At 31.7% G+C, this 19,402-nt stretch carries 14 protein-coding genes; 10 read left to right on the plus strand and 4 right to left on the minus strand.

Annotation, left to right across the window (positions count from 1 at the left end; genetic code table 11):
* The first annotated feature begins 12 nt into the window (after positions 1–12).
* The 6 genes from H2650_RS08440 (at position 13) to H2650_RS08465 (ending at position 8,758) form a co-directional block, all read left to right on the plus strand.
* Positions 13–3,009 carry a glycoside hydrolase family 3 N-terminal domain-containing protein gene (locus H2650_RS08440; RefSeq protein WP_188050368.1) on the plus strand — a complete coding sequence of 999 codons (2,997 nt, stop codon included), beginning with the start codon at positions 13–15 and terminating at the stop codon, positions 3,007–3,009.
* 158 nt (positions 3,010–3,167) lie between these two features.
* Complete coding sequence (locus tag H2650_RS08445; RefSeq protein ID WP_188050369.1) at positions 3,168–3,812, plus strand: phosphatase PAP2 family protein; 645 nt, start codon at positions 3,168–3,170, stop codon at positions 3,810–3,812.
* Positions 3,813–3,838: 26 nt separating this feature from the next.
* On the plus strand, positions 3,839–5,038 hold the full coding sequence (locus H2650_RS08450; RefSeq protein ID WP_255462829.1) for an MFS transporter: 1,200 nt from the start codon (positions 3,839–3,841) through the stop codon (positions 5,036–5,038).
* A complete protein-coding gene (locus H2650_RS08455) occupies positions 5,022–7,043 on the plus strand; it encodes a heavy metal translocating P-type ATPase (RefSeq protein WP_188050370.1) in 2,022 nt (673 codons plus the stop codon). The genes H2650_RS08450 and H2650_RS08455 overlap by 17 nt, the downstream gene beginning before the upstream one ends.
* 79 nt (positions 7,044–7,122) lie before the next feature.
* The gene (bshA, locus tag H2650_RS08460; protein ID WP_188050371.1) at positions 7,123–8,256 is read left to right on the plus strand and encodes an N-acetyl-alpha-D-glucosaminyl L-malate synthase BshA; all 1,134 of its coding nucleotides are present in this window, start codon (positions 7,123–7,125) and stop codon (positions 8,254–8,256) included.
* Between the two features lie 70 nt (positions 8,257–8,326).
* Positions 8,327–8,758, plus strand: a complete 432-nt coding sequence (locus tag H2650_RS08465; RefSeq protein WP_188050372.1) for a protease complex subunit PrcB family protein — start codon at positions 8,327–8,329, stop codon at positions 8,756–8,758.
* Between the two features lie 48 nt (positions 8,759–8,806).
* Here the strand turns inward: H2650_RS08465 and H2650_RS08470 are convergent, their stop codons facing one another.
* Positions 8,807–9,313, minus strand: coding sequence for a hypothetical protein (locus tag H2650_RS08470; protein WP_188050373.1), 507 nt, complete (start codon positions 9,311–9,313; stop codon positions 8,807–8,809).
* A 363-nt stretch (positions 9,314–9,676) separates the two neighbouring features.
* On the opposite strand from H2650_RS08470, the gene aroC reads away from it, so the two are divergent.
* From aroC to H2650_RS08485, 3 genes are all read left to right on the plus strand, one after another.
* Entirely contained in the window at positions 9,677–10,735 is a 1,059-nt protein-coding gene (gene aroC / locus H2650_RS08475; protein WP_188050374.1) for a chorismate synthase, read from the plus strand.
* Positions 10,736–10,830: 95 nt separating this feature from the next.
* Positions 10,831–12,111, plus strand: a complete 1,281-nt coding sequence (locus tag H2650_RS08480; protein WP_188050375.1) for a dicarboxylate/amino acid:cation symporter — start codon at positions 10,831–10,833, stop codon at positions 12,109–12,111.
* A 171-nt stretch (positions 12,112–12,282) separates the two neighbouring features.
* On the plus strand, positions 12,283–14,481 hold the full coding sequence (locus H2650_RS08485) for a response regulator (protein WP_188050376.1): 2,199 nt from the start codon (positions 12,283–12,285) through the stop codon (positions 14,479–14,481).
* A 131-nt stretch (positions 14,482–14,612) separates the two neighbouring features.
* Here H2650_RS08485 and H2650_RS08490 read toward each other — a convergent pair whose 3' ends face one another.
* Both H2650_RS08490 and H2650_RS08495 read right to left on the minus strand, forming a co-directional pair.
* A complete protein-coding gene (locus tag H2650_RS08490; RefSeq protein ID WP_188050377.1) occupies positions 14,613–15,866 on the minus strand; it encodes a DEAD/DEAH box helicase in 1,254 nt (417 codons plus the stop codon).
* Positions 15,867–15,996: 130 nt separating this feature from the next.
* On the minus strand, positions 15,997–17,037 hold the full coding sequence (locus H2650_RS08495; protein WP_188050378.1) for a formimidoylglutamase: 1,041 nt from the start codon (positions 17,035–17,037) through the stop codon (positions 15,997–15,999).
* Between the two features lie 91 nt (positions 17,038–17,128).
* On the opposite strand from H2650_RS08495, the gene H2650_RS08500 reads away from it, so the two are divergent.
* Entirely contained in the window at positions 17,129–18,013 is an 885-nt protein-coding gene (locus tag H2650_RS08500) for a hypothetical protein (protein WP_188050379.1), read from the plus strand.
* Positions 18,014–18,060: 47 nt separating this feature from the next.
* Here H2650_RS08500 and hutI read toward each other — a convergent pair whose 3' ends face one another.
* A complete protein-coding gene (gene hutI, locus H2650_RS08505; RefSeq protein ID WP_188050380.1) occupies positions 18,061–19,299 on the minus strand; it encodes an imidazolonepropionase in 1,239 nt (412 codons plus the stop codon).
* Positions 19,300–19,402 lie beyond the last annotated feature (103 nt).

Consider the following 19,402-nt stretch of genomic DNA (forward strand, 5'->3'; position numbering starts at 1 on the left):
TATAACTATCCAATGAGAAAAATAGGCATCAAAATATTTACCTTTTATGTCTTATTTCTTTTTGTTGCTACTAGTTGTGTTGGTACAAAAATTAATAAGAATAAAATACTTGTAACCAACGTTCCTGTCAAAGCTCAAAACCTTGATAGCATTGCCATTACTAATACTCCAATACTTTTTGATTTAGTTTCTGAAGGTGAAAAATGGGTAGATAGTGTTTATAACGGAATGTCTTTAGATGAAAAAATAGGGCAATTATTCATGATTGCAGCTTATTCGAATAAAGATGCTAAACATTACGCTGCTATTGATAAACTCATTCAAGAAAATAAAATAGGCGGATTAATTTTTTTTCAAGGTGGACCTGTTCGTCAAGCTAAATTAACAAATAGGTATCAAGCTTTGTCAAAAACACCTTTATTTATAGGTATTGATGCAGAGTGGGGATTAGGCATGCGCATTGATTCTACCTATCGCTATCCTTGGAATATGACCCTTGGAGCCATTCAGGACATGCAATTAATAGAAAAACTTGGTACCCAGATGGGAATGCAAAGTAAACGATTGGGTTTACAGTTTAATTTTGCTCCCGTTTTAGATATTAATTCTAATCCCAAAAATCCTATTATTGGATTTCGTTCTTTTGGAGAAGATAAATTTAAGGTTACTGACCACGCTATTGCTTTGATGAAAGGAATTCAAAGTCAGGATATATTTGCCACTGGAAAACATTTTCCTGGTCATGGTGATACCTCAAAGGATTCACATAAAGAATTGCCAACAATAAATGCGTCAAGAGAAAGGTTAGAAGAACTTGAATTCTATCCCTATCATAAAATGTTTCATGAAGGTCTTTCATCAGTTATGGTGGGGCATTTAAATGTTCCTAGTTTAGAATCACGACCTAATTTTCCTTCTTCTCTTTCATATAATATTGTTACAAATGTGCTTCAAAAAGAATTAGGTTTTAAAGGGCTTATTTTCACAGATGCTTTAAACATGAAAGGAGTAAGTGATTTTAAAGTTCCTAGTGAAGTTAATTTTGAAGCCTTTATGGCTGGAAATGATATTTTATTATTTCCTGAAAATGTTCCTGCTACAATTCAGAAATTTAAGCTCGCTTTTTCCCTTGATTTATTCACGGAGGAAAGATTGGCTTTTTCTGTAAAAAAAATTCTCAAGTTTAAATACAAAGCTGGTTTGAACTCCTATAAACCCATTGAAACAGAAAATTTATATTCGGATTTAAATTTGGTATCAAATGAGGCGCTACAATATCAATTGTATGAAAATGCCATTACAGTATTAAAAAATACAGATGCAGTATTGCCTATCAAAAATTTGGATAAACAAAAGATAGCTTATGTAAAAATTGGTGATGATAACAATGATAAGTATGTATCAACGCTTCAAAAATATGCTGATGTTACTGTAGTAGATGATAAAAATATAGACAGTTTGCAGGTTAAATTAAGTTCTTACACAACTGTAATAATTGGCTATCATAAATCTGATATTGCCTTCAAGAATGATGATTTAAGAGTAGATGAGTTACTTAAGATAGTTGCTTTGGCTAAGAATAATAATGTGATTTTAAACGTTTTTGCCAAACCTTATTCATTGTTGGCATTTGATAATTTTGATAGTATTGAAGGATTGGTAGTTTCTTATCAAAATAGTCCTATTTCTCAAATTGTTTCTGCTGAATTAATTTTTGGTGCGATTGAAGCAAAAGGTAAATTACCCGTTTCTATTAATTCTTTTTTTAAAGTTAATGATGGACTTTCAACAGAAAAACTAAATCGATTAGGATTTACTACTGCAGAAAATGTTGGTATGAATTCCCAAATATTGTCAAAAATTGATGGTATTGCCAATAAAGCAATTGCGGATAAGATGACACCTGGAATTCAGGTTTTAGTAGCCAAAGCAGGTAAGGTAATTTACCAAAAATCATTTGGATATCACACTTACGATAAAAAGATTAAAGTTCAAAATTCGGATATTTATGATGTAGCATCATTAACTAAAATTTTGGGCACTTTGCCCAATGTTATGATAGCTTATGATCAACATAAAATAAATTTGGGAACTACATTGGGAACAATGTCTCCTATTTTTAAGGATTCTAATAAACAAAATATCAGTTTCAAGGATTTATTGTCACATTATGCTGGATTGCCTGCTGGATTGCCATTTTATAAAGCTGCATTGAATCAGTCTAAAAAACCATCTGAAGATTATTTTAGAAAAATACCGGAAGTTAATTTTACAAAACAGTTAGGAGATAGTCTATTTATTAGAAATGATTTTAGCGATACCATCATGAAAATGATTGTAAAAAGTAAAATTTCCATAAAAAAAGAATATAAATATAGTGATTTAACCTTCATGATCTTGAAGGATTATTTAGAGAAAACAACTGGTAAAACATTAGATGTTTTAATTCAAGAAAATTTTTATCGTTCGTTAGGTATGAATAATTCTAGTTTTAATCCATTGGCAAAATTTGATAAAAATAGAATTCCACCAACAGAAACAGATGCTTATTTCCGTCATCAGCTTTTGCAAGGATATGTAAATGATTTAACAGCTGCTTTAGAAGGCGGTGTTTCAGGACATGCAGGTGTATTTTCAAATGCTATGGATGTTGCTAAAATAATGGAACTTTATCTGCAAAAAGGAAGTTACGGAAATCAACAATATTTTTCTGAAAAAACATTTGATGATTTTAACACTTGTTACTTTTGTGCAGAAGGAAATAGGCGAGGCGTAGGTTTTGACAAGCCTCAACTAGGCACTTCGGGTCCTACCTGCGGATGTGCTTCAATGACTAGTTTTGGTCATACCGGTTACACTGGTACAATGGCTTGGGCAGATCCAGAAACTCAAATTGTGTATGTATTTTTATCTAATAGAACTTTTCCAGTAGCTACAGAAAATAGATTGTCTAAGGCTAACATTCGTGAAAACATACAGCAAGTTATTTATGATGCAATTATTAGATAATAAATCAATATGCTTTATTTTCTTTTTTAATTGTAGAATAATTATTAAATTGATTTTAGATTTCTAAAGTTTAAGCTACTAAAATCTAATGTTTGTTTTCTAAATCCTATGAGTTTTTTTAATCAGAATATGTTACATTTGATAGGAAAAATTTCGGTATGAATACAAGGACTCCTTTTTTGAAAATCATTAACTTTTTGGGATTGTTTTTTTGTGTCAGTCTTATGAATGCACAAAACATTGATGTCGATATTTTGCGTAATATTAATGTAAACAGAAATACATCCTTAGACGGCACATTTAGAGTTGTTACCAATAGTGCTTTACCCATTAGTATTGCAACCCCTTTAATTATTTATTCTGTAGGAATTATAAAAAAAGACAGCACTACCAAAAAGACAGCCTTATTTATTGGTGAATCATTTGTAGTTTCGGCTTTTATTACTACTGCTTTAAAATATACAACAAAAAGGCAACGTCCTTTTGATGCATACACTGATATTGAAAAAGGAACTGCCGGACCTGGGTTTTCATTTCCTTCAGGGCATACCTCTGTAGCATTTGCCACTGCCACATCATTAAGTATGGAATATCCAAAATGGTATATTATTGCTCCTTCATTTGCATGGGCTTCTGCCGTAGGGTATTCTAGAATGCACTTGGGTGTTCATTATCCTTCTGATGTTTTAGCAGGAGCAATAATAGGTAGTGGATCGGCTTACTTGAGTTATAAATTAAATAAGTGGATCAATAAGAACAGTAAAGAAGAACAAAAAGTTCTGAAAAACAACGAATTGAAATAGCTTTTACGAAATAAAATTATCGAAAGATGGGAATGTTAAAGTATATTTCAAGATCGGTTTGGATACTATCATTAGTAAGTTTATTTACCGATATGGCAAGCGAAATGCTATATCCCATTATGCCTATTTACCTCAGAACAATTGGCTTTTCGATTGTTTTAATAGGAGTTCTAGAGGGTTTTGCCGAAGCTTTAGCAGGTTTAAGTAAAAGTTATTTTGGCAAATTATCTGATAACTCAGGCAAGCGGACTCCCTTTGTTCAGTTTGGTTATGGATTAAGTGCAATTTCAAAACCGATGATGGCTTTATTTATTTTTCCGATGTGGATATTTTTTGCCAGAACCATTGATCGTTTTGGAAAAGGAATTCGCACTGGTGCTAGAGATGCCATTTTATCAGATGAAGCGACTCCCGAAACGAAAGGTAAAATTTTTGGATTTCATAGAGCAATGGATACTTTGGGTGCTGTTCTGGGACCTGTAATTGCTCTCGTATATTTATATTATTATCCACAAGAATATAAAACTCTTTTTTATATGGCATTTCTTCCCGGTTTATTAGCCGTTTTAGTGTCATTTTTATTAAAAGATAAAAGGAATAGTAAGCCAATTGCAATAAAAAAAGTTTCTTTTTTCTCTTTTTTAAACTACTGGAAATTAAGTCCATCTGAATATAAAAAAACGGTAATCGGATTATTAGTATTTGCTGCATTTAATAGTTCTGATATTTTTTTATTACTAAAAGCAAAACAAATGGGTCTAAACGATACTTATGTAATCGGAATTTACATCTTTTATAATTTGGTTTATGCTGTTGTTTCTTTACCAATTGGTATTCTAGCGGATAAAGTAGGCTTAAAAAAAATGTTTATTTTTGGCCTAACCTTATTTGCTGTGGTTTATTTTGGAATGGCTTTTACCGAAAATAAATATTTTATTATTTTATTCTTCTTTTTATACGGCGTTTATGCTGCAGCCACTGAAGGAATATCAAAAGCATGGATTAGCAATATTAGTGACAAGAAAGACACTGCTACTGCGATAGGAACTTATAGTGGTTTTCAAAGTATAAGTGCGCTTATTGCGAGTTCTTTGGCGGGTCTAATTTGGTACCAGTTTGGAGCGTCTACTACCTTTATTACAACTGGAATTGCTACAGTTCTAGTTATTATTTACTTTTCTTTCTTCATGAAAGATAAAATTATTAAAAATGAAACATTCAGATAATCAAGAAGATCAATACAATGAGGAGTGCTGTACTCCAAAGAAAAAAACAACTCATAAAAAGACTCATACAACTTCCGGTTGTTGTTCTTCAGAAGAGGATTCTGAAGATCATTCTGGACACGATCACGACCATGGCGAAACAAACGGAAGTACAATACAATTATTTTTACCCTCTATAATCAGTTTCGTTTTATTGATCGTTGGCTTGTTATTCGATCATATAATTGTTCCATCTTGGTTCAAAGACTGGATCAGAATTATTTGGTACATTGTTGCTTATTTGCCTGTTGGACTACCTGTTTTGAAAGAGGCGATTCAAAGTATTAGAAAGGGTGGCATCTTTTCTGAATTTTTTCTAATGAGCATTGCAACTGTTGGTGCTTTTGGCATTGGTCAATATGCTGAAGGAGTAGCTGTAATGTTGTTTTACTCTATTGGAGAACTGTTTCAAATGCTAGCAGTAAGAAAAGCCAAATCCAATATTAAATCATTATTAGATCAAAGACCAGATGTAGCTAATGTTTTAGAAGGAAATAAAATCATTTCAAAGCAAGCTTCTGAAGTTACGATTGGTGAAATTATTGAATTAAAACCAGGAGAGAAATTAGCTTTAGATGGTAAATTACTTTCGGATCATGCGACTTTTAATACGGCTGCATTAACCGGAGAAAGTAAACCTGATTCTAAATCTAAAGGAGAGACTATTCTAGCCGGAATGATCAATCTTAACGCTCTTGCTCTTGTAGAAGTAACAACTGAATTTAAAGATAGTAAGTTGTCTAAAATTCTAGAAATGGTTCAAGAAGCTTCCACCAAAAAAGCACCTACAGAATTATTTATTAGAAAGTTTGCCAAGATTTATACACCAATAATTGTCTATCTGGCGATAGGAATTTGTTTGATTCCAATGCTATTTGTTGACGATTATATATTTAAAGATTGGTTGTACAGAGCCTTAATTTTCTTAGTTATTTCGTGTCCTTGTGCATTGGTTATATCCATTCCGCTAGGCTATTTTGGCGGAATAGGAGCTGCTAGTAAAAACGGAATATTGTTTAAAGGATCCACTTTTCTAGACGTAATGGCGGCTATTCAAGTAGTAGTAATGGACAAAACAGGGACCTTGACTAAAGGGGTTTTTAAAGTGCAAAAAGTAGTTGCTATTGGTGTTTCCGAAACTGATTTAGTACAATATACTGCCGCAATTGAAGCGAAATCAACTCATCCAGTAGGTTCAGCAATAGTACAATATGCTAAAGATAACTATAAGGAGATTGTTGTTGCCGATGTAAAAGAAATTCCTGGTATGGGATTGAAAGGAGTTATAGATGGAAAAGAAATTGCAGTTGGCAATCCTAAATTGATGAAGGAATTGAATATCAATTATGATTTAGAATTAGATTCGATACCGTACACTACAATCCTCGTAGCGATCAATCAAAAATATGCAGGTCATTTTATTATTGCGGATGAAATAAAAGAAGACGCTAAAACGGCTATTGAAAGTTTACACAAACTAAAAATTAAAACAATTTTACTTTCAGGAGATAATCAGGCGGTAGTTTCGGCTGTAGCCAAAGAATTAAATATTGACGAAGCTTTTGGAAATTTACTACCCGAAAATAAAGTCGAAAAAGTAGAAGCCATGTTAAGTCGAAAAGTAAAAGTAGCCTTTGTAGGAGACGGAGTAAATGATGCTCCGGTTATAGCTTTGGCAGATGCTGGAATTGCAATGGGAGGATTAGGAAGTGATGCCACAATTGAAACGGCTGATATTGTCATACAAAATGATCAGCCAACTAAAATTTTTACGGCAATCAACATTGGTAGGAAGACAAAACAAATTGTCTGGCAAAATATAACTTTGGCTTTTGTGGTAAAATTGGTTGTTTTAATAATGGGTGCGGGAGGATTAGCAACCATGTGGGAGGCCGTTTTCGCTGATGTTGGCGTAGCTTTATTGGCCATTTTAAACGCAGTTAGAATCCAGCGAATGAAATTTTAAATGAGGATCTTTTTTTTAACTTAAATTTCAATAAAACTCAGCGCTATTTTGTTAAATTCGTTTTTATTAAATTACATACATGAAAATAGCAATAGTTTGTTATCCTACATTTGGAGGAAGTGGCGTAGTAGCTACAGAATTAGGTTTAGAATTGGCCCGCCGCGGTCATGAAATACATTTTATAACTTACAGCCAACCCGTACGTTTAGCCTTATTAAGTCCTAACGTACATTACCACGAAGTAAACGTTCCAGAATATCCATTATTTCATTACCAGCCTTATGAATTAGCTTTATCTAGCAAATTAGTCGATATGGTAAAGTTATATAAAATTGAATTACTACATGTACATTACGCTATTCCGCATGCTTATGCAGGTTACATGGCTAAACAAATGTTAAAAGATGAAGGTATAAATCTTCCTATGGTTACCACACTTCACGGAACAGATATTACCTTGGTCGGAAGTCATCCTTTTTATAAGCCTGCTGTGACTTTTAGTATCAATAAATCGGATTTTGTAACCTCTGTTTCTCAAAGTTTGAAAGAAGATACCTTAAAGTTATTCAATATAAAAAATGAAATTGAAGTGATTCCCAATTTTATCGAATTGAATAAAAATGTAAAAGATGCTGGCGTTCCTTGTCAACGTTCAGTTATGGCCAAACAAGAGGAACGAATTATTACCCATATCAGTAACTTCAGAAAAGTAAAACGCATTCCTGATGTTATCAAAATTTTCTACAACATTCAAAAAGAAATTCCAGCTAAATTGATGATGGTTGGAGATGGTCCCGAAAAAGAAAAAGCAGAAGTTTTATGCCAAGAATTGGGTATTGAAGACAAGGTGATTTTCTTTGGGAACAGTAATGAAATTGATAAGATTTTATGTTTAACAGATCTATTTTTATTACCATCAGAAACCGAAAGTTTTGGTTTAGCCGCGCTCGAAGCTATGGCCTGCGGTGTTCCAGTTATATCCAGTAATTCAGGTGGTTTACCAGAAGTTAATTTTGAGGGAATATCAGGCTACTTAAGTAATGTAGGTAATATAGAAGATATGGCAAAAAATGCTTTAAAAATTTTAAAAGATGATGCTACATTAGAAAAGTTTAAAGAGAATGCTTTATCCGTTGCAAAACAGTTTGATATTAAAAATATACTTCCTCTTTATGAAGACCTTTATCAAAAAGCTATTAATAAATATTTATAAACAGCGGTATAAAGTCATTAAAAATTACAAGACCATTAAAAGTCATCGATACTAATTAAATAATTATTAAATGAAAAAAACTTTTCTATCCTTATTTGCCATAACCTTATTTTCTTGTAGTACAACTAATGCTACAAAAAATGAAGGTCATAATAAACTTTATGAAGTATTAACGCAGCAATCTAATGGAGGAGCGAGTATTCGTTTTTTTGAAATACTTTCTGAACCTAATGAAATCAAAATGTTACAGGAGGATGATAATTTAAAAAATAAGATAAAAGAAACTGACATTCAGAGCTCTAATTTTATTATTTTAAATATGGGAGAAAAGACATCTGGAGGTTATGCAATTGGTATTGAAAATGTTGTTGAGACAGATAACGATATAATAGTAACTGTAAAAGAAACTAATCCGGAAGCAGGAGCAATGGTAACACAAGGGTTTACAAATCCATTCTGTGTGGTTAAAATAAATTCTAAAAAACATCTCATTATTAAATAAAAAAAAAGGCTATTCAGATGAATAGCCTTTTTTTAATATATTTTTAGATTAGAACTGGAATCTTAGTCCTAAAGCAATATCTGAACCATAATTGTTTTTGTAGTAACCATTTCCTCCAAACTCAGGTCTGAAATCTAATGATATTAATAAAGGAAAATCAAAGTTGTATTCAATTCCGATATCACCCGCTGCAAATACAAAAGTGTCGCTATAACGTTTGTCATTTTTAACATCGTAGCTATAGTTACCAACTCCACCACCTACACCAGCATACCAATTAAAACCACCATCAATGTTCCATACCCATTGGTATAAAGCTGCTAGTTTGATAGCATTGTCATCGTATCCACTATTTTCATAATTATTTCTATTTCTCCATCCTAAATCTAATTCAAGTCTATTACTTTTAGACAATCCTCTTTGATAAGAAAGTTCTCCTCCAAAACCATTATTTCCTCCTAAACGTAGACCTAAAGCATTTTTAGATATATCCTGTGCTTGAGCTGTAAATGCTAATCCAATTAACATTAATGCCGATAAAATAATTTTTTTCATATTGTATGTTTTTAAAGACGCAAATGTAACTCTTAACTACTTCCGGTTCTTATGAAATTATTGCCATTATTTATATAATTACCACATTTGTGATTTAAAACAATAATTAATTATTACATGAACAAATAAACCTAAGTAAATTTTTGTTAAAGTTTATAAGCAGAATTTTGAGATTAAATAAATGATAATTCTACACTATTAAAATTAAAACGGAATAATAATATATGATTAATATAAGTTGGAATTAATTAATGAAAAATTTAAAGATTTTATTCTTAAATAATGTATTGGTTTTTCAAAAGTTTAAACTCAAAAATTTTGAACTTTAAACTAAAACGTTACTTTTGTTTAAAACTATTTATAATGGCAGGTAATAGCTACGGAACACTTTTTAGAATAACAACTTTCGGGGAATCTCATGGTGAAGCTTTAGGAGGAATAATAGATGGTTGTCCTCCGGGAATAGCAATAAACTTAGAAGATATTCAATTTGAGATGTCTCGACGCAAGCCTGGTCAATCTTCAATTGTTACTCAACGCAAAGAACCAGATGATGTTCAGTTTTTGTCTGGAATCTTTGAAGGAAAAACAACAGGAACACCAATTGGTTTTATTATACCTAATACCAATCAGAAATCAGATGACTATTCTCATATAAAAGATAATTTTAGACCTAGCCACGCTGATTATGTATATGAAAAAAAATATGGAATACGAGATTATAGAGGAGGTGGTCGCAGTTCTGCCAGAGAAACAGCTAGTAGAGTAGTGGCAGGAGCAATAGCTAAACAAATTTTACCTGAGATAAAAATCAATGCATATGTTTCTTCTGTTGGACCTCTATTTTTAGAGAAACCTTACCAAGATTTAGATTTTTCTAAAACAGAAAGTAATCCTGTACGTTGTCCTGATATCGAAATGGCAACGAAAATGGAAGATTACATTCGTGACATTAGAAAACAAGGTGATACTGTTGGTGGTACGGTAACTTGTGTGATTCAAAATGTACCAATTGGATTAGGTGAACCTGTGTTTGACAAACTTCATGCTGAACTAGGAAAAGCAATGTTATCCATTAATGCAGTCAAAGGTTTTGAATTTGGAAGTGGATTTTGTGGTGCCAAAATGAAGGGAAGCGAGCATAATGATTTGTACAATCCAGATGGAACAACTAAAACAAATCTTTCTGGTGGAATTCAAGGTGGTATTAGTAACGGAATGGATATTTATTTCCGTGTTGCTTTCAAACCGGTGGCAACTATAATGCAAAAACAAGAATCATTAGACAATAAAGGAATAATCACTGAAATGACAGGAAAAGGACGTCACGATCCTTGCGTTGTTCCACGTGCTGTGCCAATAGTTGAAGCAATGGCAGCCATTGTATTAGCTGATTTTTATTTGATTAACAAAATATATTAATATTAATCTTTAACATTTTTTCTAGTAGTAATTGCACGTCAAATTTTATAATGATAAAGTAATTATACCACTATAAAACTAAATATCTAAATTTAATGGATACCAATACAATAAAGAAAACATCCTTCTTTTCAGGATTAACAGGACAAATATTAATTGCTATGGTTTTGGGTGCTATTTTAGGCATCATCATACACAATTATATTTCACCAGCCGATGCAGAAGCCTTTAGTAAAAAAATTAAAATCTTAGCAACTGTTTTCATTCGATTAGTGCAAATGATTATTTCTCCGTTAGTCTTTACAACTTTGGTTGTAGGAATTGCTAAACTTGGGGATATAAAAGCAGTAGGTAGAATTGGTGGTAAGGCAATGGGGTGGTTTTTTACAGCTTCATTTATATCTTTATTATTAGGAATGTTTTTTGTAAACGTACTTAAACCAGGTGTAGGACTTAATTTACCAAGTATTGATTTGGCTTCAGCTTCAGAAGTTACTGGTAAAACCCAAAATATTTCATTCGAAAATTTCATTGAGCATATTGTTCCTAAAAGTATTTTTGAAGCCATGGCTACCAATGAGATTTTACAAATTGTAATTTTCTCTATTTTCTTTGGTCTTGCAGCTGCATCATTAGGAGAATACGTAAAACCAGTTACTAATGCTCTAGAAAAGACATCTCATATTGTCCTCAAAATGGTTAATTACGTGATGAAATTTGCTCCAATTGGAGTTTTTGGAGCGATTGCAGGAGTTTTTGCAGTACGAGATTTTCAAGAATTAGCGATTACCTATTTCAAGTTCTTTGGCTCTTTTTTAATTGGAATTTCATCACTTTGGGTAGTCTTAATTCTTGTAGGTTATATTTTTCTTAAAAGTAGAATGACTGTTTTACTAAAAAGAATTATAAGCCCTTTAATTATAGCTTTCGGAACTACAAGTAGCGAGGCTGTTTTTCCAAAATTAACAGAAGAATTAGAACGCTTTGGTGTCAAAGACAAGATTGTTTCCTTTATGTTGCCACTGGGTTATTCTTTTAACTTAGATGGAAGTATGATGTATATGACTTTTGCAAGTATTTTTATCGCACAAGCTTACGGAATACATTTAGACTTAGGAACGCAGATGACTATGCTGTTAGTATTAATGCTTACGAGTAAAGGAATTGCTGGTGTTCCAAGAGCTAGTTTAGTTGTTGTTGCGGCAACTTGCGGTATGTTTGATATTCCTATTGAAGGAATTGCTTTGATCTTGCCAATTGACCATTTTTGCGATATGTTTCGTAGTGCAACCAATGTATTAGGAAATGCTCTAGCTACTTCTGTTGTAGGACAATGGGAAGGTGATAAAGAAGTAGAAGTGCCTACTTTAGAATAATATTTTAACTAGTTATTGTCAATTTATATACTAAACCTGTTCCCTTATTTGTGAACAGGTTTTTTTATACTTAATTTTATTTTTATGTACACTTATTCTGTATAATAAATTTGTTTAAATAAAATTTTTATTTTGCTAATAAAAGGTATATTTGATAAATAAATTTTAGCTATGTATCTGAATCGTATTGTTTTGCTATTCGTTGTATTGTCTGTTTTTTTTGATAATAACATACTAGCACAGACAATTACCTTTTCCAAAAAAGAAATTACTGTTTTAACAGATCAAGCTTCTCAATATCTAAAAGAGACAAATTTTAGTAAATCACTCGAGATTTCAAAAATGGCCTTGCATGAAGCCATCTTAGCAAATGATTTTTCATCTATAGCCATTTCATACAATACTATTGCTGCAAACTACGCAGAACTTGCACAATTTGAAAAAGCTATTTTTTTTTACAACAAATCCTTAATTAATGCCCAAAAAATAGAGTTTGATACTTTAACCAATAAAATATACAATAACTTAGGAAATATTTATTGTTTTGAAAAAAAGCAATATTTAAAAGGAATTGCGTATTACCAAAACTCATTAAAATACAGTCAGAAAATAGCCGATAAAAATCAAATTTTCATGACAAAATTAAATATTACTTGGGCGTATTTTGATATTAAAAATTTTGAAAAAGGATATGATAGTTTAAAATATATTAATAATAACAAGTCAAAAAAGGGTGATGATTCCAGTTTTGCTGCAATAAGCATGCTCAATGCAATGTATTATGCGCATGAGGGAAATAATGAAAAAGCTAATGCATTTTTTTTAAAGGCTATAAAACTTGGAAATGAAACCGATCAAAAATCAGATTTATCTTTTGCTCATTTAGAATATTCTAAATTTTTAATTGGAAACGGAGATTTTAAAAATGGGTATCTAAACCTATCAAAATACAATGAAATTACAGACGCGCTTTACAGTAAAGATAAAATTGATCAAGCTAATAGCGTTGGTGTAAATTTAGAATTAGAAGACTATAAAAGAGAAATTGATAAGTTTGAAGCCGAAAAAAAAGCTAATCTGATATTGCTTGGAAAATCAAAAACAATATTATTTTTATTTTTAGCGATATCTGTTATCTTACTGTTGTTAATTTATTCTTTATTTAAAAATAATAATTTAAAGAAGAAATCCAATGCTGATCTTTCCCATTCAAACAAACAATTATTGATTGCTATAGAAAAAGAAGAGGTAGCCTCTAAGCTAAAATCTCAATTTGTATCTACGGTAAGTCACGAGCTGAGAACTCCTTTGTATGGTGTCGTCGGAATTACAAACATCTTGGCAGAAGAACACAAAGAATTAGCCAATAGTCCCTATTTAAGTTCTCTGAAATTTTCTGCTAGATACTTGCTATCATTAGTAAATGATATTCTCCAAATTAATAAAATTGAAGATAAAAGAATTGTCCTAGAAAATTTAACTTTTAATCTTTTAGATGAAATTGATCTCGTAAAAAACTCTCTTTCCTTTTTAGCAAAACAGAACAATAACGGCATTGTAGTGAACATTGATCCTGATATTCCGGACTATTTGATTGGAGATAAACTGAGGTTTTCGCAAATTATAATGAATTTGGTAAGCAACGCGCTAAAATTCACATCCAATGGAGAAGTAAGTATAAGTGCTAACTTGATTAAAATAGTTCAGAAAACATATTTTATAGCATTTATAATTGCAGACAATGGTATTGGAATTGCTGTAGAAGATCAAGAAAATATTTTTGATAAGTTTGTACAAATTCGAAGGAAAGAAACTGATTATCAAGGAACCGGCTTAGGACTTTCAATAGTGAAACAACTTTTAGAATTGTTTGATAGTTCTATTTCGGTTGATAGTTCTATTAATAAAGGTTCGATTTTTAAATTTGTTATAGGTTTTGAATACAATCCTGAAAAAACAATTGATATTATAAACAGTATTCAAGTCAATCTTAGTAATTCTCCCAATACTGTAAATGTTTTGGTTGTAGAGGACAATCGCATCAACCAGTTGGTTACCAAAAAAACCATTGAAAAAAACAACTTTAAATGTAGTGTGGTTGATAATGGTTATGCTGCCATTGAAATTTTAGAGAAAGAATATTTCGATATTATTTTAATGGATATTAATATGCCTTTGATAAATGGTTTTGACACAACTCGAAAGATTCGTTCTAAAGGAATTATAACGCCAATAGTAGCATTAACAGCATTTGATAAGGCTGAAATTACTGAAGAAGCTATTTCGGCTGGAATTAACGATATTATAATGAAACCATTTGATGCTATTAAATTAGTTGATATGATTACTATTTTAATTTCTAAAAATTAATCAATTTCTGGAAAGATTGTTATTTCAAAATAATAAAAAAATCGCTGGATTAGAAAGTTTTAAATTTCAGATCCAGCGATTTATAAATTATTGATTCAGATATAATTAATCTATTTAAAATAAAAATTAGACTAATACCAACGTTTTTTATTCTGTTTAGAAACTTCCGATTTTCTAGATTTATGAGCACCTGCACTTCTGTTAGAATTACTTTGTTTTGCACCAGGAGCTGTTTCTGGGCTTCCTGAATGCCAACCATAAGGATGATCACTTACTATTTTTACATCTACTTTGATTAATCTCTGAATGTCTTTCCAATACTGATGTTCGTCTTTTCCACAAAAAGATATGGCAACACCTACATTTCCAGCACGACCCGTTCTTCCAATCCTATGAACATAAGTTTCAGGCACATTGGGTAAGTCAAAATTAATTACAAATGGTAACTGATCAATATCAATTCCTCTTGCCGCAATATCAGTAGCTACTAATACGTTAACTTCTTTATTTTTGAAACCATCTAAAACGCGTTGTCTAGCATTTTGAGATTTATCTCCATGAATGGCTTCGGCAGCAATATCATGCTTACGCAACGCTTTTACAACATTGTCGGCTCCATGCTTGGTTCTCGAAAAAACCAAAACATTAGACAAGTTTTCATTTTTTATTAAGTGGTATAATAAATTTCTTTTTTCTCCTTTTTCGACAAAATAAACTCTTTGTTCTACACTTTCGGCAGTAGATGAAACGGGTGACACGCTAACAGTTGCAGGATCTTTAAGAAACATTTCTGCTAATTCTCTGATAGCAGTTGGCATTGTTGCTGAGAAAAAAAGTGTTTGTCTATTATTAGGTGTTAGTTTTACAATTTTTTTGACATCATTTACAAATCCCATATCAAGCATTTGATCTGCTTCATCGAGTACTAATGTATGTAAATGATCTAGATCTATAAATCCTTGTTTTACTAAATCTAATAAACGGCCTGGAGTTGCAATTAGAATATCGATTCCTTTTTTTAGCATTTCTACTTGAGGAACTTGAGAAACGCCACCAAAAATAGTAAGTTGTACTAGGTTAGTGTATTTTGCATATTGATCAAAATTTTGTCCAATTTGGACTGCCAATTCTCTTGTTGGTGTAATAACAAGGGCGCGAATTGGACTAGCTTTTTTAGACGAACCTACAATTCTATGCAGTTGATGAATAATAGGTATTGCAAAAGCTGCCGTTTTTCCGGTTCCTGTTTGAGCGCAACCAATTAGATCACGTCCTGATAAAACGATAGGTATTGCTTGTTCTTGTATTGGGGTTGCTTCTATATAGCCTTGTTCAAATACGGCTTTTTGTATACTTTTTGAGAGCGATAAATCTTCGAATAACATAATTTTAATATTAAATATCTTGTATTAAGTACATAGATAAGGCAACAAAGATAGTATTATTATTTTTGATGCTTATTTATAACTTGTTCAAGACCTCAATTATAGCTGTTGTGCGTAAATATTGATTGGCTTATGAAAGTGCTGCACTGTTCGATTTCATAAAATCGGTTACAAGATATCCGATGAGTTTACCAATTAAGTGGTTGTTTTTTTCTTCTCCTAAATCTGGAGCTCCTTCACAAATGTGCAGATAAGATACGTTTTTGGTTTTTCCAAAATAGGAAATAAATTGTCTAAGTTGTTCTACCGAGAATCCGCTCATTGTCATTGCACTACTGGCAATATTAGGAATAGCATCTAAGTCAATTTCTAAGCCATAGAAATCATCATTAATAAAGTCTAAAGCTTGTTCCATCTCATGATCAAATTCTTTTTCTCTTCTGATGTTTACACTATCATAGGTATTAAAACGAACTCGGTCTTCTATTTTTTTGATAATATCTAAAACACTTTTGGAAATGTAATTTTCATGCAAACCAAAAATGAAATATTTTTTAAGAAATCCTTCTTCATAGGCATATGAAAAGCCATTTCCGCTGTGACGCCCCTCTAAAATTCTAAAATCAGAATGTGCATCAAAATTAATTGCATTTATTGGTTTTCCTTTTGCTAGGGCGGTACCTTTTATATTTCCGTAGGAATTATTATGACCACCACCAATTACAATAGGTATTTTACCTAATTTGATAAGATTAAAAATTATATGCGAAACGTCTTTATCGATTTTGTCAACCAATTGACTTAATTTTGAACGATCATCAATGTCATTAAAATCTAGTAATTCGACATTTTTCATAACTTGAGTTACATCTAGTTGTCCTAAAACAACCAGTTGATTGCCTTTGCAAAAACGGTTGTGTTGTATGTTAGCGATGTTTTTTATGGCACTTTCCCAAGCTGATGCTGCTCCAGGTCTGCCATAATTTGCTCTAACGCCTATATCTTCTGGAATTCCAAATAATACATATTTGGCTTCACAAGTTTTTATAAATTCAAGAGAATCAGTATCTTTTGGAATAGTTATCATTTTCTCTCCAAATTTTATTTCACCACTTCTATGATTTGTTATTTTTGATAGATCTTTGATCGTGAAAGGGATAATTTTTTCCATTAAAAAAATATTTTTTCCAAAAATACTATAATTGTGTTAAGTTTCGTTATTAGATAATTATATATTATTAAATTTGAAAAAAAAAATCTATATGGAAAATCAAAAAAGCAATTCAAGTCTTAAGGCAGTAGTAGCAGTATTAGCTATTTTATTAGTAGGAAGTTTAATATACATATTTAAAATGACCTCTGACGCGGATACCGTTAAAACAGAATTGAAATCAACTATGACTGAAAAAGAATTAGTCATGAAGGATCTAGAAGAGCTAAAATCGACTTATGATGCTGCTATTTCAGAAAACACATCGATGTCTGACGAATTAATTCAAGAAAGAGACAAAGTTGTTAATCTAATGGCTGATTTAAGTAAATCTAAAGGTGATGTCGCTTCATTATCAAAATACAAAACTCAATTTGTTGCCTTGCAATCAAATATGAAAGTATTAATGGCAGAAAATGAGACTTTAAAAAAGGCAAACACTTCACTAACCTCACAACGTGATAGTACAGTAGTGGTTTTAGGAGAGACTAAGAAAAATGTAGAAGCATTAACAGGTCAAAACGAAGAATTGTCTAAAGCAGTAGAAATGGGTTCTAAACTAACGGTTTTAAACACAAGAGGTTCTGCGTATAAATTAAAAAGTTCAGGAAAACAAATTGAAACAGATAAAGCTAGTAGAGCTGATGTTTTGAGAGTTAACTTTACAATTGCTGAAAATGCTATTGCAAAATCTGGTGCTAAAAGCTATTATGTACAAGTAATTGACAGTAAAAATAATGTTTTAGGTGATAAGAAAACAGAGACTTTTGGACAAAATATTTTGACATACAGTTTTATTACTAATGTTAATTATGAAAACAAAACAATTCAAGTTTCTGAGGATTTAAAAGGTAAAGATTTTGCTAAAGGAACTTATTTCATCAATATTTTTGATAAAGATCAATTGGTTTCTAAAACAAGTTTTAACTTAAGATAGTCTTAAAATAGAATAAAAAAAAGAGGAACGTAATGTTCCTCTTTTTTTTATGCCAAAATTTCACCTTCTATGATAATCGTTTCAATTAGATTACTACCAAAAGCGTAGGGCAATTGGTAATAGGAGGGAATGGGTTTTGTGATAATGAGATTTGCTTTTTTGCCAATGGTAATACTTCCATGAGTTTCTGAAATTCCCATGGCATAAGCACCATTTATTGTTGCTGCATTTATAGCTTCTTCTGGAGTCATCCTCATTTTAATACAGGCTGTTGCTACCACAAAATTCATATTTCCTGATGGAGTTGATCCAGGATTATAATCTGTAGCCAATGCTATTGGTAGTCCTTGAGCGATCATTTCGCGGGCAGGTGTGTAAGGAATACTCAGAAAATAAGAGCATGATGGCAATGCCACTGGCATTGTTTCGGTGTTTTTTAGAGCCATAATATCTTCTTTAGTCATAACTTCTAGATGATCTACAGAAAGTGCCTGGTATTTTACTCCAGCTTGAATTCCTCCAATAGAGTTAAATTGATTTACGTGAATTTTGGGTTTTAAACCTAGTTTAATTCCAGCTTCGATAATGGCTTCTGTTTCGGCAACAGTAAAATAACCGGTTTCACAAAACACATCTATGAAGTCAGCGAGTTTGTTTTTAGCAATTTCAGGAAGCATTTCATTTAACATGCAATCTATATATCCTTTTCTATTTTCTTTGTATGCTGTTGGAATAGCATGAGCGCCAAGAAAGGTAGCTTTAATCGTTATAGAATAATTTTGAGCTAATTGTTGAATAACACGAAGCATTTTAAGTTCTCCTTCTACGGTTAGTCCATAACCCGATTTAATCTCTACGGCGCCAGTTCCTAAACGCATCACTTCTTCTAAACGTGCTTTTGATTGCTGATAAATTTCCTCTTCAGAAGTTTCGTTGAGTTTTTTTGCCGAGTTTAAAATTCCACCACCGCGATTGGCAATTTCTTCGTAGGTCAATCCGTTGATGCGATCTACAAATTCTTGCTCTCGATTTCCAGCATATACAATATGAGTATGACTGTCACACCAAGATGGTAGCACTATTTTTCCGGTTGCATCAATAATCTTATCTGTGTCTATTTTTGGTACATCATTCATTGATCCAAAATCAGCAATAAAATTGTCTTTGATAACTAAATAAGCATTTTTTATAGTTGGAAGAATAGCCATTTCTGCTCCAGAAACTTTAGCAACGCTAATTGCTCTAACTTGGAGTAATTCCTTAATATTTGTGATTAAAGTTGTCATTTTTGTGGGTTTGTTTTAGGTAGATTTCAATGTCTGATTCCTGACATTTTTTTTTACGCAACGAAGGCACTAAGGCACAAATTTTAAATTTAATTTAGTGGAC

Source organism: Flavobacterium sp. GP15, from assembly GCF_014281985.1.
GTDB classification, from domain to species: domain Bacteria; phylum Bacteroidota; class Bacteroidia; order Flavobacteriales; family Flavobacteriaceae; genus Flavobacterium; species Flavobacterium pygoscelis.

Bases quoted from the DNA above. Each gene is read 5' to 3' on its own strand.
- H2650_RS08440 (WP_188050368.1), top strand. From the start codon at position 13: ATGAGAAAAATAGGCATCAAAATATTTACCTTTTATGTCTTATTTCTT.
- H2650_RS08445 (WP_188050369.1), top strand. From the start codon at position 3,168: ATGAATACAAGGACTCCTTTTTTGAAAATCATTAACTTTTTGGGATTG.
- H2650_RS08450 (WP_255462829.1), top strand. From the start codon at position 3,839: ATGGGAATGTTAAAGTATATTTCAAGATCGGTTTGGATACTATCATTA.
- H2650_RS08455 (WP_188050370.1), top strand. From the start codon at position 5,022: ATGAAACATTCAGATAATCAAGAAGATCAATACAATGAGGAGTGCTGT.
- bshA (WP_188050371.1), top strand. From the start codon at position 7,123: ATGAAAATAGCAATAGTTTGTTATCCTACATTTGGAGGAAGTGGCGTA.
- H2650_RS08465 (WP_188050372.1), top strand. From the start codon at position 8,327: ATGAAAAAAACTTTTCTATCCTTATTTGCCATAACCTTATTTTCTTGT.
- H2650_RS08470 (WP_188050373.1), bottom strand. From the start codon at position 9,313: ATGAAAAAAATTATTTTATCGGCATTAATGTTAATTGGATTAGCATTT.
- aroC (WP_188050374.1), top strand. From the start codon at position 9,677: ATGGCAGGTAATAGCTACGGAACACTTTTTAGAATAACAACTTTCGGG.
- H2650_RS08480 (WP_188050375.1), top strand. From the start codon at position 10,831: ATGGATACCAATACAATAAAGAAAACATCCTTCTTTTCAGGATTAACA.
- H2650_RS08485 (WP_188050376.1), top strand. From the start codon at position 12,283: ATGTATCTGAATCGTATTGTTTTGCTATTCGTTGTATTGTCTGTTTTT.
- H2650_RS08490 (WP_188050377.1), bottom strand. From the start codon at position 15,866: ATGTTATTCGAAGATTTATCGCTCTCAAAAAGTATACAAAAAGCCGTA.
- H2650_RS08495 (WP_188050378.1), bottom strand. From the start codon at position 17,037: ATGGAAAAAATTATCCCTTTCACGATCAAAGATCTATCAAAAATAACA.
- H2650_RS08500 (WP_188050379.1), top strand. From the start codon at position 17,129: ATGGAAAATCAAAAAAGCAATTCAAGTCTTAAGGCAGTAGTAGCAGTA.
- hutI (WP_188050380.1), bottom strand. From the start codon at position 19,299: ATGACAACTTTAATCACAAATATTAAGGAATTACTCCAAGTTAGAGCA.